This window comes from Ruegeria sp. CDSC054 (assembly GCF_059610645.1).
The window spans coordinates 53,655-68,916 of sequence record NZ_JBXWOA010000013.1; the positions used below are offsets into that span (position 1 = coordinate 53,655).

General features: G+C 57.3%; 13 protein-coding genes. 11 read left to right on the top strand and 2 right to left on the bottom strand.

All coding sequences use genetic code 11. The annotated features are described in order from the left end of the window. The first annotated feature begins 3 nt into the window (after window positions 1-3). The 4 genes from glcF (at window position 4) to AC2FGC_RS19585 (ending at window position 3,635) form a co-directional block, all read left to right on the top strand. The gene (gene glcF, locus AC2FGC_RS19570; RefSeq protein ID WP_496783219.1) at window positions 4-1,320 is read left to right on the top strand and encodes a glycolate oxidase subunit GlcF; all 1,317 of its coding nucleotides are present in this window, start codon (window positions 4-6) and stop codon (window positions 1,318-1,320) included. 118 nt (window positions 1,321-1,438) lie between these two features. Beyond that, the gene (locus AC2FGC_RS19575; RefSeq protein WP_496726717.1) at window positions 1,439-2,233 is read left to right on the top strand and encodes a trypsin-like serine peptidase; all 795 of its coding nucleotides are present in this window, start codon (window positions 1,439-1,441) and stop codon (window positions 2,231-2,233) included. Continuing rightward, window positions 2,230-3,045: a trypsin-like serine peptidase gene (locus AC2FGC_RS19580; RefSeq protein WP_496726716.1), complete on the top strand. Its 816-nt coding sequence runs from the start codon at window positions 2,230-2,232 to the stop codon at window positions 3,043-3,045. The genes AC2FGC_RS19575 and AC2FGC_RS19580 overlap by 4 nt, the downstream gene beginning before the upstream one ends. A 122-nt stretch (window positions 3,046-3,167) precedes the next feature. Further along, on the top strand, window positions 3,168-3,635 hold the full coding sequence (locus tag AC2FGC_RS19585) for an Hsp20 family protein (RefSeq protein ID WP_170565179.1): 468 nt from the start codon (window positions 3,168-3,170) through the stop codon (window positions 3,633-3,635). Between the two features lie 924 nt (window positions 3,636-4,559). On the opposite strand, the gene AC2FGC_RS19590 is transcribed toward AC2FGC_RS19585, so the two are convergent. Together AC2FGC_RS19590 and AC2FGC_RS19595 are read right to left on the bottom strand one after the other, a co-directional pair. Further along, a complete protein-coding gene (locus AC2FGC_RS19590; RefSeq protein ID WP_496726715.1) occupies window positions 4,560-6,743 on the bottom strand; it encodes an esterase-like activity of phytase family protein in 2,184 nt (727 codons plus the stop codon). A gap of 128 nt (window positions 6,744-6,871) precedes the next feature. Next, entirely contained in the window at window positions 6,872-8,347 is a 1,476-nt protein-coding gene (locus AC2FGC_RS19595) for an NAD-dependent succinate-semialdehyde dehydrogenase (protein ID WP_496783222.1), read from the bottom strand. 283 nt (window positions 8,348-8,630) lie between these two features. Between AC2FGC_RS19595 and AC2FGC_RS19600 the strand changes: the two genes are divergently transcribed. From AC2FGC_RS19600 to AC2FGC_RS19630, 7 genes are read left to right on the top strand one after another with little or no spacing between them, the layout of a single operon-like run. After that, entirely contained in the window at window positions 8,631-9,710 is a 1,080-nt protein-coding gene (locus tag AC2FGC_RS19600) for a hypothetical protein (RefSeq protein ID WP_496783223.1), read from the top strand. Beyond that, complete coding sequence (locus AC2FGC_RS19605; protein ID WP_496783225.1) at window positions 9,700-10,017, top strand: hypothetical protein; 318 nt, start codon at window positions 9,700-9,702, stop codon at window positions 10,015-10,017. The genes AC2FGC_RS19600 and AC2FGC_RS19605 overlap by 11 nt, the downstream gene beginning before the upstream one ends. Next, complete coding sequence (locus tag AC2FGC_RS19610; RefSeq protein WP_496783227.1) at window positions 10,014-11,132, top strand: hypothetical protein; 1,119 nt, start codon at window positions 10,014-10,016, stop codon at window positions 11,130-11,132. Before AC2FGC_RS19605 ends, AC2FGC_RS19610 begins: the two co-directional genes overlap by 4 nt. Before the next feature lie 22 nt (window positions 11,133-11,154). Next, window positions 11,155-13,086, top strand: a complete 1,932-nt coding sequence (locus AC2FGC_RS19615; RefSeq protein ID WP_496783229.1) for an AAA family ATPase — start codon at window positions 11,155-11,157, stop codon at window positions 13,084-13,086. Window positions 13,087-13,092: 6 nt separating this feature from the next. Continuing rightward, window positions 13,093-13,656: a hypothetical protein gene (locus AC2FGC_RS19620; protein ID WP_496783231.1), complete on the top strand. Its 564-nt coding sequence runs from the start codon at window positions 13,093-13,095 to the stop codon at window positions 13,654-13,656. Next, window positions 13,653-14,990, top strand: a complete 1,338-nt coding sequence (locus AC2FGC_RS19625) for a DUF6638 family protein (protein ID WP_496783233.1) — start codon at window positions 13,653-13,655, stop codon at window positions 14,988-14,990. The genes AC2FGC_RS19620 and AC2FGC_RS19625 overlap by 4 nt, the downstream gene beginning before the upstream one ends. After that, complete coding sequence (locus AC2FGC_RS19630; protein WP_058276531.1) at window positions 14,991-15,257, top strand: hypothetical protein; 267 nt, start codon at window positions 14,991-14,993, stop codon at window positions 15,255-15,257. Window positions 15,258-15,262 lie beyond the last annotated feature (5 nt).

Consider the following 15,262-nt stretch of genomic DNA (forward strand, 5'->3'; position numbering starts at 1 on the left):
CCGATGCAGACGATGTTCACCGAAAAGCAGTTGCAAGATCCCGCGATCCAAAAATCAAATGAAATCCTGCGAAACTGCGTCCATTGTGGGTTTTGCACAGCCACGTGCCCGACATATCAGGTGCTGGGGGACGAGTTGGATAGCCCACGGGGGCGCATTTACCTGATCAAGGACATGCTGGAAAACGAGCGTGTGCCGGATGAGAAAACGGTCAAGCATATCGACCGCTGCCTGTCATGCCTGGCCTGTATGACCACGTGTCCATCTGGCGTGCACTACATGCATCTGGTCGATCACGCGCGGGAATACATCGAAGAGAACTATAAACGCCCCTTCTCGGATCGTGCGCTGCGTTGGGTACTGGCACAGATCCTGCCTTATCCGATGCGGTTTCGCTGGGCTTTGATCGGGGCGAAGCTGGGGCGGCCATTCCGCTTTCTGATGCCCGACGCCCGGTTGCGTGCCATGCTGGACATGGCGCCCAAACATATCCCGCCCGTCAGTCGCAATGACGACCCGCAGAGATTTCCGGCCAAAGGACCGCAGCGCAAGCGCGTTGCGCTGATGACGGGTTGTGCGCAAAAAGCTTTGAATACTGACATTAACGACGCAACTATTCGACTTTTGACTAGGATGGGATGCGAGGTCGTCGTGGCTGAAGGGGCAGGGTGCTGCGGCGCGCTGACCCATCACATGGGCAAAACCCGCGAAAGCCATGAGGCCGCAAAAGCCAACATCAGGGCCTGGACCACAGAAATGAACGGCAACGGGCTGGACGCCATTGTCATCAACACCTCGGGCTGCGGCACGACGGTCAAGGATTATGGCCATATGTTTCGCAACGATCCCATAATCGAAGACGCGGCGCGGGTGTCGTCGATTGCAATGGATATCAGCGAACTGCTGATCCAGCTGGAGCTGCCGCAGGGCGAAGACAAGGGCCTGACCGTTGCATATCATGCAGCTTGTTCTCTGCAGCACGGTCAAAAGATCAAAGCTCATCCCAAAACTCTGCTGAAACAGGCTGGTTTCGCCGTGTTAGAGCCTACAGATAGCCACCTGTGCTGCGGCAGCGCGGGGACTTACAACCTGATGCAGCCCGAGATTTCGGGCAAGCTGAAGGACCGCAAGGTCAAAACGCTGGAAGCCAAAAAGCCGGACATGATCGCGGCGGGTAATATCGGATGCATGATGCAAATCGGCTCTGGCACGGGCCTTCCCGTGCTGCACACTGTTGAGCTTTTGGATTGGGCGACCGGCGGGCCTGTGCCGCGGGCATTGGGCGACCGGAGTGGATCCGGGGTTCCGATCCTCAAATAGATAAGGCTGATGCAACTGCGCACCACTCGTCACGTTAAACGGACGCTGGCGTCATCGCCCTATTTTTGCCGCACCGGAGGCGTAGGAGAATACGCCAACAGCAAAGCCGGAGTGCCATTTGCGAAATTGGATCACAGCATTGGCGCTGGCTTTGATGCCGTTGTCCGCCGCAGCCCAGGATACCGGGTTGAAGAGTCTGGACACCACCGATGCCGGGCGCGCGTGGATGGCGGTCGGGCGCCTGGATTTCAAAGATGGTGCCGGGTTTTGTACTGGAACACTGATCTCTCCGACGCTTGTTTTGACGGCCGCTCATTGTTTGTTCGACAGAATGACTGGTCAGCGGGTTGATCTGGCCGAGGTTGAATTTTTGGCTGCCTGGCGTCTCGGACGCGCATCTGCTTATCGGGCTGCGCGTCGGGCCGTTGTGCATCCCGAGTATGAATTCAGCACCGAGGCGACGGCTTCTCGGCTGTACAATGACATCGCGCTGATCGAACTGTGGCAGCCGATCCGCAACACCAGCGTAATCCCATTCGAAACCGGAGAGCGCCCGGATCGAGGGGCTGAAGTTGGGGTGGTGTCATACGCGCAGGACCGGGCCGAGGCCCCCTCGCTGCAAGAAGTGTGCTCGGTCATGACGCGCACATCAGACGTTTTGGTGTTGTCGTGTGATGTCGAATTCGGGTCGTCAGGAGCTCCGGTCTTTTCCTTTGACGGGGACCGGCCACGCATCGTGTCGGTCGTCGCGGCCAAGGCCGAATTCAACGGACAGCGCGTGGCGATTGGTACATCGGTCGAGAATTCCCTCGAACTGTTGCAGGCAGAGTTGTCGGCCGGGCGCGGATTTGGCGTGTCTTCCTCTCAAGGTGGGGCACGCCGCAATATTGGAGCAAGGTTCATAAAACCATGAGTCGTTTACTTCTGAATTTTCTTTTGTTCCTCTCAATTTCCGCCACCGCAACTTACGCCCAAACCGCCAAGCGAAAGCTGACGGATCGCGATGACCTTTACGGATGGGAGGCGGTTGGACGCCTGGACATCGGCGATCAGGGGTTTTGCACCGGCACGCTGATTGCGCAGGATCTGGTTTTGACTGCTGCGCACTGTGCGGTGGACAAGGCCAGCGGCAAACCCTACGAGCCGGGAAAGGTGACGTTCCGCGCTGGTTTGAGCCATGGTGAGGCGCTGGCAGATCGCAAAGTCACGCAGATTGCCGTGAACCCGGAATATGTCAGCAATGCCCCGCTGTCACCGAATAATGTCCGCGCCGATGTTGCGCTGATGCGTTTGGAACAGCCGATCCCTTATTCTATCGCCAATCCGTTTGCCTTGCACACAGGGCGCGTTGCCGGAACCGAGGTCAGCTTAGCCTCATACGGGCGCGGCCGGTCCGAGGCGATCACGCGGGAAAGGTCCTGCCGTATCCTGGGTCGCCAGCAAGGGTTGATTACCTTCAACTGCGACATCACTTTTGGCTCGTCCGGTTCGGCATTGCTGGCCAGAAATGGCCCGCGCTGGCAGATCCTGTCGGTTGTCTCAGCAATCGGAACCTACGGGGGTCGCGTGGCCGGATACGGGATGGAACTATCTGGAATTGTTGCCGAACTCAAGGCGGACTTGCGGCGCGATGCCCCGCGCCCACAGGCAACGATCCGCCGGTTGCAGGTCGGGTCCGACAAGTCGAATTCCGGCGCAAAATTCATCAGCTCGGGCGGGGGTTGAACTCGATCAAAATGCTACCCATGTGAACTGTATCGGGTCGCCACGAATGGGGCCCGTATCAACCAGATGCCCGTCCGAACGGAGGGCAGAACACAGATCGCTCTGATATGAGGATATGACACATGCGTAGTTTTGATTTTGCACCCCTGCACCGCGCCACCGTTGGTTTCGACCAGATCGCCGATATGATGGATCGCGTGCTGACCAATGATGTGGCTCAGCCGAGCTACCCGCCTTACAACATCGAAAAGACCGATGCCGACACGTATCGCATCTCGGTTGCAGTCGCCGGTTTTTCGGAAAATGACCTGTCGGTCGAAGTAAAAGAAAACGCCCTGATCGTCGCCGGCAAGAAAGCCGCTGAAGACAAAGAGCGCAGCTATCTGCACCGTGGCATTGCCACCCGCGCGTTCGAGCGCCGCTTTGCGCTGGCCGATCACGTGCGTGTCACTGGCGCCAACCACGAAAACGGTATGCTGAACATCGACCTGAAGCGCGAAGTGCCCGAGGCCTTGAAACCGCGCCGGATCGAGATCTCTTCGGCCAATGCCATCGAAAAGGATGTGGTCGACGCCAAAGCTGTAAACTAAGGCGACCTAAAACGCCGCGATAATCGTTCCTCTCTGGATTGTCGCACCATACGCCCCGCGTTCCTCCAGACGCGGGGCGTTGTTTTTTTGTAGTACCAGAAGGTCCGCAATGCGGGACAAAGTGTGAATTCGCTGCGCCAGACCCAAGGTCTGCAATTGATGTATAGCGTCTTGGAGTAACGGGTATTCTCGGACTCAGAAATGTCCGCGTCGCAGCTTTGATTACTCGAAGTTTAACGGGTGGATCGCGGTTGTTCCACTTCCGTTTCTGACGATTCAGCAACTCCTACACTTTCAAATCGCGATAGCAGACTCACAGCGATGTAAATCGCGGCACACATTAAAAGAAAACCCAAGAAGTTTGGTTCATAAGCTTCCCTTGCCTCACGATAAATGTTCAGGCCTTCGATGTTTCGAAGAACAGAAAACCCCAAAACCGCAACTCCGATAAATGTGGGCAACACCAGTAGGAAATACCGCCGAACACGCCGCCTACCAGTCAAATAGAGAAGTTTCCCACAGCTTCCGCACATGTGGAAGTCGGTTTTATTGAGCCCGCGATGGGGATTAGTTGAAGCCATCATTCGTGGTGGCTGAGGACGACCGCATTCCGGGCACTTAATACCGATAATCTTTGACCACCATGTCGGAAGCTCACCAATTCGCGGAATGCTTACTTTGGGTGGATTGCCAGTGTTTCTTGCCAATTTTCTACAACGTGCCTTTTCGTATAATCGTCTCAACCTTCGATTTGGAACCGCTTCAACGACAGTTTATTTCTGCTCGGTAGCTCTTTGTACTTCCCACAAAGCGGACCTTCCATCAACTTGCAGCGTCGGTCAAAGTGGGCTCAAATCTGACGTCTGAAGTTAAATGACCCCGCACAATTTCGTGCGGGGTCCTTCTGTGTTTTTCCTGTTGAGTTTAGTTCCCACCAGTCACCGACCCGATCGACCAGAACATCGTCTCACCCGAGGCATCGTCGACACCGTCATTGTCGGTCATCACAAACGCTTCGCCCGAGGGCAGGATGGCCAGACCTTCGATCTTGTCCAGAACGTAGCCACCGGTCGAGGTCAGGTCAGGCAACAGGTCGCGGACCTCTTGCTTGCTGACGACGGGCAGAGGGCCGCCCAGCGGGGCCGGGGTAATCTCTGACAGCGGGATGCGATAAATCTTTTTGGTCACGGCGCGGTGGTCATGCTGATTGTCACGCTCGATGACATAGACGTGGTCGCCAAAGGCCACGATTTCCGACAGACCGACCCAGCCATTTTCCGGCTCCGCCTTGGGATAGTGCACAGCACCCCATTCCTTGGTGTCCAGATTATAGGCGACCAGTTTCACGTGGTTCTTGGGGTCGTCCTTCCATTCGCGCTGAACGGCCATCCACAGGGTGTTGCCAACGCGGGTGATGCCCTCAAAACCAAAGCGCTTTTCGACGGCCAAAAGCTCAGGTGGCAGACCGATCTCGCCTTTGCGGCCCTTGATCAGGCCATCAGCGGACACGTGGTAGATCGCATGCGGGATAACACGGTCGGTACGCCCTTCGGAGGCGACGTAGAACCCGCCTTTATTGTCCAGCGTGATGCCCTCCAGATCCAGCTTCTGTGCCGGGTTGCCGTCCTGACGGTGGATGCGGATCACATCCACAATGCGGGCCGGTTTATGGCTGGGGTCGATCTTGAAAATCGAAGGCTGGAAGCCATAAAAGCTGTCGTTGACCGCGTAGATCATGCCGTCCTCATCAGACACCAGACCGGACAGCGCGCCCCAGCCGATCAGCTCATCCGTGCCTGCGGACGTCAGATGCGGATAGGTGGCCGGGGCGTCCTGATATTCGTAGATCATCACGTGTGCACGCGGGCCACCGTCTTCGATCAGGTCCTTTTCATTAGCCGAGATCAGCAGGTTACGTTCCGGGATCGCAACATAACCTTCGGGACCAACGCCTGAAGGCAGCAGCTGTTTCAGATCCGGGTTGGCCGGATCGGTGGCGTCATATACACCCACGACCGAGGCGCGCTCGGCTCCTACAAAGATCATTGGTGTGTCACCAAAGGTCGCTGCGGTAACACTTTCAGGCTCAACCCCTTTGGCGTCCGAGCGTTTGTCGGGATAGTGACCGATCTGGATGATGGCTTTCTCGAAATCGGTGCCGTTCTCGTAAACAACGGTGCCGTCCTTGTGGAAGATCGTCCAGCCGCGCGAGCCGCCTTTGTAGTCACCTTCGTTGGCGGTTGCGAAATGGTTGTCGTCGATCCATTTCACCGCGTCCGGTTCGCGCAGGCGACCTGGCTGGCTTTCGGTAAAGATCAGCGCACCGCGTTCATCGGTGGCGTCGATGCCTTCCAGATCCACGCTGCCTGCCGAGAAATGGTTGACCACATTGCCATCCTTGTCGACAACCGCGATGTGGTTGTTTTCCTGCAGGGTGATGACGGTTTCACCCAGGGTGTTGATGTCGACAAACTCAGGCTCGGGATCAGTGGGGGCAACGTCGGCCAGACCTGTCAGCGAAGCCATCTTCATGCCCGCGCAATCCAGTGCGCCGTCTTTCAGCGGCACCAGCGCCAGCGACCCTGCGGGCAGCTGCGGGAGGACCCCGTCGTTCAGGTCTTCGTCACGCTCATTCTCGATGGCGACGGAAACAAAGCTGCCATCCGGGGCAATCGCGACACTGTCGGGCTGACCACCCAGATCACAGGCACCGGTTTCGGCCTTGCCCGCAATCTCGACCGAGATCAGTTTGCCCGAAGGGGCAGTATAGCTTTCCGATGTGTTCACACCCACAAAAGCCGTCGTGCCAACGATCCCCACGGATGTCGGCTCACCACCCACGTCCATCGCACCTAGCGGCGCGGGGTTCGCGGGGTCGGTGATATCGACCATGCCAATCATGCCCAACGGGCTGTCGGTATAGACCAGCGTCATGCCGTCCGCTGTCGCTGCGATGATCTCGGGCGAGGTTTCGCGGGTGGTATCCGCCCCCTCGGCCATGTTTTTGACGACGGGGAAAGACGCAATTCGGTTGAAATTCATTTCTGCCGCTGCCTGACCGGCGGTCAGGGCAAGGGCAGATGTCAGGCAGACACAGCGCAATGACATCGGGTGGAATCCTCTCTCACTTGGATGAGAGGGGGATGAACGCGGGTCATTGCAGGGATGTGACGGTTTGTTTGCAGTTTTGTGACAAACGTAATGGCCCCGGCACGCAGCACCGGGGCCTTTTCAGATCAGACCGACAGGCAGACGTACTTCATTTCAAGATAATCTTCCATGCCGTGATGGCTGCCTTCGCGGCCCAGGCCGGATTGTTTGACACCTCCAAACGGGCCAAGCTCGGTCGAGATGATGCCTGTGTTGACGCCGACGATGCCGTATTCCAGAGCCTCGGCCACTTTGTACACCCGGCTCAGGTCCTTGGCGTAGAAATATGAAGCCAGACCAAAGATCGTATCGTTGGCCATGGCGATCACGTCATCTTCGTCTTCGAACTTGAACAGGGGCGCCAGCGGGCCAAAGGTCTCGTCCTGCGCCACCATCATGTCCTGCGTCACGCCGGTCACGATGGTGGGCTGGAAGAAGGTGCCGCCCAGATCATGCGGCAGACCTCCGGTCAAAACCGCGCCGCCCTTGTCGGTGACGTCCTTGATGTGCTCTTCGACCTTGAGCACTGCTTCGGCGTTGATCAGCGGGCCGGTTGTTGTGCCCTCAGCCAGACCATCACCTATTTTCAGCGCCTCGACAGCGGCTTTCAGTTTGGCAGCAAATTCGTCATAGACACCGGCCTGAACATAGATGCGGTTGGCACAGACACAGGTCTGGCCGTTATTGCGGAACTTGCACATCATCGCGCCTTCAACGGCTGCATCCAGATCTGCATCGTCGAACACGATGAATGGCGCGTTGCCGCCCAGTTCCATCGAGCATTTCATGACCTGATCAGCGGCTTGTTTCAGCAGGATGCGCCCCACTTCGGTCGAGCCGGTGAAGGTCAGCTTGCGCACGCCGGGGTTTTCGCAGAATTCCTTGCCAATTTCGCTGGCGCTGGAGGATGGCAGCACGTTGAACACGCCCGCTGGGATGCCAGCCTGTTCCGCCAGTACGCCCATTACAAGTGCGGACAACGGAGTTTCCTTGGCCGGGCGCGCGACAAAGGCACAGCCCGCTGCCAGCGCCGGGGCGGCCTTGCGGGTGATCATCGCATTGGGGAAGTTCCACGGCGTGATCGAGGCCGCAACACCGATCGGCTGCTTTAGCACCATGATCCGCTTGTCGCGCTGATGGCCCGGGATCGTCTCGCCATAAACGCGCTTGGCCTCTTCGCCGAAGAACTCGATGAACGACGCGCCATAGCCGATCTCGCCAACGGCCTCGGCCAGCGGTTTGCCTTGCTCGGCGGTCAGGATCTTGCCCAGATCTTCGGCGTTTTCCATCATCAGGTCGTACCAGCGACGCAGAATCACGGCGCGTTCCTTGCCGGTCAGCTTGGCCCATTCCTTTTGCGCGGCCTCAGCTTGTGCGATCGCGCCGGCGACCTGCGCGCGGCTCAGGTCTGCGACTTCGGCTACGACGTCGCCTCGCGCCGGGTTGGTCACGGCAAAGGTGCCATTATCCCCGTCGACCCACTGACCGCCGATATAGGCTTTGGTTACAAGCAGATCGGGGTTTTTCAGGATTGATTTCAGGTCGGTTGTCGCGTCCAGCATGGGTCAGCCTCCGGCAATAAAAATTTGTTAGCACTCAAACATGTGCCTCCCGGATTGTCTATGGCCACCCGTGGGGTCAGATCAATCCAGTTTTCGTATGGTAAACGTGACGTTTTTTGCCTACCGGGGCGCATTCATGCGATCTGAGGCCAAAGTGTCAACCCGCCTATCTTTTTTTGGCGGAGTTTGCCAAAGTTCCACAGGATTGAATGCCTAAGGGGATGTAAATGATCGTAACATCTCCTATCTTGTTGGGTGCATAATTAAAAAAGGAATAGGACAGATGTCGAACCAGCAGTTTGATGCGTTGATTGAGGAAACGCAGCAAAAAGTGCGCGAAAGCCAGTCTCAGATCGAAGGGCTGACATCCCGGATTGAAGCCGCGCGTTCTAAGATCGGCTCTGCCGAGGCCGATATCGACATCGAAAACGCCACGCTTGAGGATGTGAACGCCCATACCGAGGTGATGAACGCCAATATCGCTGAGTTGATCATGGGTCTGGACGACGTCACCAGCGCCTTTTCCAAGGATTTTGACGAGATGCGCTCGAAGTCCGGGTGGGAGACGTTTGTCGGCATCTTCTCCAAGGGCAAATCCGAGTCTATGCGGCAGGAACGCATGCGCACCGCCAATATCGACGACAAGCTGCAGGACCTGATCGCCAAATCCGACGTAATCGTTCAATTGCTGCAAGGGCAGCTATCCGTGTTGGAAGAACAGCGGGTGAAGGTCGAGGAAAACCTGACTGGTACGCTGGATGACCGCGAGGCCACTGTTGCTGAACTAGAGGCGCTGCGGGCCGAGATTCAGGATATGGATCCGACGATTATCACTCTGGAAAACAAGATCAGTGTCGAACAGGACGCCGCCGCGCGCACGCAGCTGGAAACCGAACTGGCCGAGCTGAACAAGCAATACAATGCCAAGGTTCAGGAAGAGCAGGTCAAGCTGGCCAAAAGCCAAACGCTCGAACGTTATATTGAAAAGGGCAAGACCTGGGTCGACTCCCTACAGAACCAGGCCGCGACGCAAATGGTGCTGATCAACAAGCTGCAGACAGACACGCAACAACGCGTGGTTCTGTATGACGCCCTGACCAAATCGCTGAAAACCGCGCAGCAGCAGGACGTGGCCCACCGCATCAACGAGATCGGCGTGCAGACGGACCAGGAGGCGCAGACCGCCATGGCCGCCATCGGCACCGCGACCAACCAGAAGATGGCCGACATGCTTGAGGCGCATGAGGACCACATGGTCTTTGCCCGTGATGTGCTGGAGAAAAAGGCCAAGGCGGATGAACGCTTTGCCCGTCGCTTCGCCTCGATTGTCGAGAAGCATGATAAGAATTTGTATGGTGGGTAAAAAAGAGTGGTTGCGACGAATGCCATTTTTCTTAGAGCAAGACAAAGACAAGACTTGGGTAGAACGGAACGGTGAGCTTGTTTGGGGTGCAATTGGCCTCGTTTTCCTCATCTATTTTCTGACGATGATGGCGAATGGGTTTTACTTTATGAGTGGCGTTGGTGTTCTCGGTGCTTTGTGGTCGGGCTACCGACTGGAAATGTTTCGCAGATCGCAAGGAATTAACAGTGTGCCAACTAATGTCCAAAGCGACGGCAGTCAGTCACCTGGCCCGGACCTAGGTGGTTTTGGTGGCGGTGATGCATGACTGACCCCACTAAAGACCATGTGGGACTAACCGACACCTTCTCCTCGCGCCGCTATTTTCGAAAATTCGAGGTGATCACCGTTCACTTGTTGCGCGTGGCCGCGACGATGGAGGCTGAGGGCGCGATCTCGAAACAAGAGGTGCGGATCGTGTCGCGTTACCTTTCGGGGCTGCTCTACACCTTCCGGGCGCTCTCCATGAAATACCTGCTGGTCGGGCGCGATACGGGCCGGTTCTTTGGCAGCCTCGCCATGGACAAGCGTGACAGCGGATTTCCGGTGGCGGCCGAGCTGCTGACCATGGCCAATGACGCGCAGCAGGCGCAGGTGCATCTGGCGAATATGCCGTCCGAGGATGATCTGAAAACAGACATGGTGCGGACGATCATTGGCGATCAGGAAATCCCCACCAAGCTGCAATTCGCCCTGTCGCAAAGGCTCTATTACAAGGAATTGCTAAACGGTCAGCTGTTTTGGGCCCGCAATGATCCCGAATGCCACTGGATCGGAAATGAGGGCGAGCGGCGCAAGTTCATGATCCACTGGGCGGTTTATGACAGCCAGATCAACCTGCCGGTCATCTACCTGATGCAGTTGGAGGACAGCGGCAAAACCGCCCTGCCCAAGGACCAACGTCGTTGGCCCGAAGTTCAGGCGCATCTGATGGCGCAAAGCTTAGGCGGTCTGAAACTGGTGACCATCGCCAAAGGCTTCGATCAGGATTTCGACGACCTGCACCCCAAGCACCTGCGCCGGATCCATGTGGGGCCGATGTATTCCTCGGCCTATACCGAGCAATCCGGCCCCCTGCGGCAGGTGCTAGAGGACGCGCAGGCGCCCGAAGGTCAGGATTGGGCGTTGGCCTGGACCACGGAAGAGCTGGAAAGCGAAGAGGTGATCGAAGAACGCGCCGGTTGGTTCTCAACCGTCGAGCGTGAGGTTTTTGCGCTGGACCCGTTCGGCGGGCAGGGGGCCGAGACCGGAGCCACGCGCACCCAGCGTTCCATCATCCTGCCCCAGCGCCCGTTTCAGGTACTGGCCGAGCGCAATCCGCCGGGCTTTGCCGACGTGCGCAAATTCGTCGTCAGCAAATCCGGGCAGGTATTGAGATATTGAAGACAGCAAAGGCAATTTTGAAATGAGTTTGACGTCAGATCAGATGGAATTGCGCGAAGACGATATTCGCAAGCATTATCCGGCAGCGACCGCCTTGCTGAACGGGTTCGAACATGCGCCTCGGATTGCCAAACCCGTGGAGGCCGCCGTTGAACGGTCACCGGGTGTATCGACCGGACGGCGGTTCCGGTCGACGACACCGGGGTTGGTGACGCGGCGCACGGTGCGCGCTGACGGAGTGCATCTGGTTGAACGGATCGAGGCCTCGGATGATGGGGATGCATTGGTCTCGCCACCTCAGGCGACAACGCAGCAGGCAATCCGCCGCGCCATCGCAATCGCTTTAGCGGTGGCCGAAACTTATGGCGAACAGACGCCGCTGGCCGACCTCAAACGCGCTAATCTGGCTGGGGATCTACCGGCCGCCCGCAAGACCGAATTTTCGGAACTGCTGACGGCCGAGGCTCTGATTACCTCTCATACCTTCGGCAATGCGTTGGCCTATCTGATGTCCTCGCATCTGGGTGAGACGACTGCCGATATCGGCGAGATCGAAGAGGTCCTGACCGACAATGGTCAGCTCGCCCTGCACGGTGCGTTGTGGGAGATGGATCAGACGCTGGCCAAACACGCCCCAGACGACGCGCACCTGATCGCCGCCACCAGCGCCTATGCCGAGCAGCTAATGGACAAGGCCGCCCTGCGCGCCCAGTCAGCGGGCCACCTGGCCCCGTTTCATAACGCCGCCTGGCATGTTGAGGCCGATGATCTGACGATCCGTGGTTTTGAGCCGGCCTCAAAAGCCAAATCCACCACCCTCACCATGACGTTCAAGAAACCAAACGAAGTGGTGGGCAACCACATCGCCAAATATCAGGCGATGAAGCTGGCCAAGATGGTGATGGCCTATGACTTCGATCGCCGCCTGAACCCGTTTGCGGAACTCGGCGGGTTTATCTTCACCTTCATGGGCGACGGCAAACCGGGCACTGGCAAGACCACCCTGATCCAGATGATGGCCGGGCTGATCAACGATTATTGCCAGAACGCGGGCTATCCGTTCCGCTACCAGAACCTGAGCACCGACAATATCGACAGCTATCAGGGCAAATCCGGCCAAAACGCCAAGGCCTTCATCAACACGATCATTGACCCTTCGGTCATCGGCTTCGGCACCATCGACGATATCGACCAGCTGGCGGGCAAACGCGGCGACCGGCAGTCCTCGGCCGGGCAGCTGGAAATCACCGCCGTGTTGATGGAGAGCTTTGCGGGTGCCAACACCGTCGTGCGCGGCAACTGCACCTTTGGCATGTTCTCGAACTACCCCGAGAATGTGGACGACGCCCTGCGCCAGCGGGCGGGCGCGCGGTTTCTGGTGGACGGGCCGCAAACGCGCGAGGATTACATCGACATCCTGCACCTGCTGATGGGCCGCAACCACGACATCCCTCTGGGCGAACACGAAGCCTATGCCGCGCAGGAAATCAAGAAGGCCGTCGCCGCCAGCTTCGAAAGCCACTCCCGCCCGCATGAGGACGCCTTGCTGCAGGTTTATGACCGGGTGTCCGGCGATATCGGCCAGATGGATACGATTGCCAAGATGGGTACCTATCTCAAGGCAATCCAGCAGGCGGATGAGCGGTTTACTGGCCGCGCGATCAAGAACATCACAGACGCGGTGAAAGTCCGCGCGATGGATTTCGAACTGCCCGATGAGTGGATGGAAAACCCCGACCTGTTCCTGTTCCGCGATTACGACACCAAGAAGGCTATGATCGAAGACCTGCGCCAGCCGATCACGGTCGAGATGGTGATGCAGGAGATCAACCGTTACGCCGACAGCGAATTCCGCTATGCCGACAAGAGCGACGAGGTCGCCATCGAGAACGCCGTCCGTGAGATGGGCCGGATGGAAGAGGCCAAACGGCGGTATTTGGAGGGGAAGGGGTGAACCTTTATGCCCATTGAACTTTTGAAATCAGTTGGTGACGCACTTGGGGCGGTCAATGCGTGGCTGAGCGAAAACAAGTTGCTAGTCTTTTCCTTGGCGATTCCCGCCTTTTCGTACTTTTTGTCAAAGCGCTACGAGGAACGTTCAGCCCAACGTGCGTTTAATCAACGCCAACATGAACGAAACCTCCAAAAAGAACTCAGGCTGTTCGATCTGAAAGAAAAAAGGATGGAAGAGCTACGTCGAGATTTAGCAAAGCTGCTCGAATTTAACGCGCTAGCAGTAGCAAATACTACTTCCGAAGAAGACAAGACAAATTCCCTTGAAACCATTGCGAATTTGCGTCTTCGAGTTCCACTGGACGACCCTGACTATCAGAGTTTCCACGATGCGTGCAAAGCATCGATGCAGACAATTCTCGGTGAACCAGTCGGTGACCAAAATTCTGCATCGCAGGAGAAAAAAAGTCGCCCGTTAGTCTCGGTGGGTCATGAAATACTGTGCAGATGGGAACGTGACCTAGAAAGAAATCTTCGAATGGCGGACGCACACAAGGACAATTGCAAATGATCCGCCTCATCAAAAAAGGTCTGATGTTCGGCAATCTTGTCCACATCTCCAGCCCGGCTCTGGTCGAGCGGTATAACCGCGCGCTGCAGCATCTGGCGGGCAAGACCACGGCGCTGACGGACTTCCATGTCGACATCTCGGGCTATTCGCCGGAGGTGGGTATTGAGCTGGAGGACGAGCTCTACCTCAACCCCAACGGAGTCAACCGACAGTTCATTCTGTTGACGACCGAGCAGAAACGCGCGCCACTGCTGAACGTCAAATTCTCGACCTCGCGCGATATCCTGCGCGAATTCATCGAGATGAACGAGGCGCAACTGTTTGCCCTGACCGCCACCGATGCGGTGGCTGGGGAACTGGTGAACTCGGTCATCAAACTCACCACACCGCGCGATCTGCTGAACCTGCGCAAGATTGAGATCGAGGCAGATACTGCAGGCGGCACCCTGCGCAAAGCGCAACAACTGGCGGGCATGGTCGAGCAGTTCAAAACCGAAGAGGACGCCTGGTTCGACGATGTGCTGATCGCCAAGATGATCGAAACGGCCAAGGAAACCGGCGACGTCACCCGCAATCCCGTCCGCCTGCGCCATACCGCATTCGAGCAGCGCAATTTCTGGACGGCGCACTTCGACGGGCTCTACCTGTTCCCGGATCTGGATCACCCGGCGGTGATCTGTATGGGCGACAGACCCGACGATATGCCGATCAAATACGTTTTTGACCCATCTCAGCGGAACCAGATCGCCAAGTTCCTCGGGCTAAACGGCTTGGTTGAAACGATCATCGAGGCGCGCGGTGTCAATTCCGCCGCAATCCTGCAGCAGAAAATGGACTTCCTGACCGTGGATGCCGCAGCCGATGCAGGCGTCGACCTGACAGGTTTGGATCGCGGTGACATGCGACGGCTGGCGCGAAACCATTCGGATCGTTTGCCCGAGGCCTATCACGGTCTGGCACAGCTGCTGCGCTGGGCAAAGGATGGCGGGCCGTGGCCGCGCATCACGTCAGATCATCCGGCCTATTTCTATACGTTGCGCGCAACCAACACACCGAACCGCGATCTGGTGAACATGTTGTTGGCGGAACTGGCCCCGTTGGACCCGCGTCAGGTGTTCATTTGCCATAAGGAACTGTTCTACCGCACCTATGCGACATGGCCCGAGGCCAAGAAAGCCTATGTTGCCGACTTCCTTGCGCGCGAGTATCAGGTGGATAAGGCTGGCGCCCGGGCCGCACTGTTCGGCCACGAACCGGATATGAGCGGCAATGACCGGATCAGCGAAGACATCATCGCACGCGTCGGCCCCTGGGGCGCAGTAGGGAGAAGTTAAATGTTCGTCGCACTGCGCTTTTTGATCCCGTTGCTGGTCGTTCTGACGGTCATTTATGTGGGCGTATCAATCTATTCCCGCTGGGTACGGCGCAGTAAGCTGATCGCCCATTGGGAAAAAAAGGGTCTGACCGGCGACCGCGATGCCTTTGTCCAGCGCGGGCTAAAAAAATACGACGGATCGTTTCGACGCAAACTGATCCTTGGGATTTACGTGGTGCCGCTGGGCCTGATCGCAATCCTGATTTATGTTACGAATTTCATGTGAGGGTT

Bases quoted from the DNA above. Each gene is read 5' to 3' on its own strand.
- glcF (WP_496783219.1), top strand. From the start codon at position 4: ATGCAGACGATGTTCACCGAAAAGCAGTTGCAAGATCCCGCGATCCAA.
- AC2FGC_RS19610 (WP_496783227.1), top strand. From the start codon at position 10,014: ATGACTGACCCCACTAAAGACCATGTGGGACTAACCGACACCTTCTCC.
- AC2FGC_RS19620 (WP_496783231.1), top strand. From the start codon at position 13,093: ATGCCCATTGAACTTTTGAAATCAGTTGGTGACGCACTTGGGGCGGTC.
- AC2FGC_RS19585 (WP_170565179.1), top strand. From the start codon at position 3,168: ATGCGTAGTTTTGATTTTGCACCCCTGCACCGCGCCACCGTTGGTTTC.
- AC2FGC_RS19590 (WP_496726715.1), bottom strand. From the start codon at position 6,743: ATGTCATTGCGCTGTGTCTGCCTGACATCTGCCCTTGCCCTGACCGCC.
- AC2FGC_RS19615 (WP_496783229.1), top strand. From the start codon at position 11,155: ATGAGTTTGACGTCAGATCAGATGGAATTGCGCGAAGACGATATTCGC.
- AC2FGC_RS19580 (WP_496726716.1), top strand. From the start codon at position 2,230: ATGAGTCGTTTACTTCTGAATTTTCTTTTGTTCCTCTCAATTTCCGCC.
- AC2FGC_RS19595 (WP_496783222.1), bottom strand. From the start codon at position 8,347: ATGCTGGACGCGACAACCGACCTGAAATCAATCCTGAAAAACCCCGAT.
- AC2FGC_RS19605 (WP_496783225.1), top strand. From the start codon at position 9,700: ATGGTGGGTAAAAAAGAGTGGTTGCGACGAATGCCATTTTTCTTAGAG.
- AC2FGC_RS19600 (WP_496783223.1), top strand. From the start codon at position 8,631: ATGTCGAACCAGCAGTTTGATGCGTTGATTGAGGAAACGCAGCAAAAA.
- AC2FGC_RS19630 (WP_058276531.1), top strand. From the start codon at position 14,991: ATGTTCGTCGCACTGCGCTTTTTGATCCCGTTGCTGGTCGTTCTGACG.
- AC2FGC_RS19625 (WP_496783233.1), top strand. From the start codon at position 13,653: ATGATCCGCCTCATCAAAAAAGGTCTGATGTTCGGCAATCTTGTCCAC.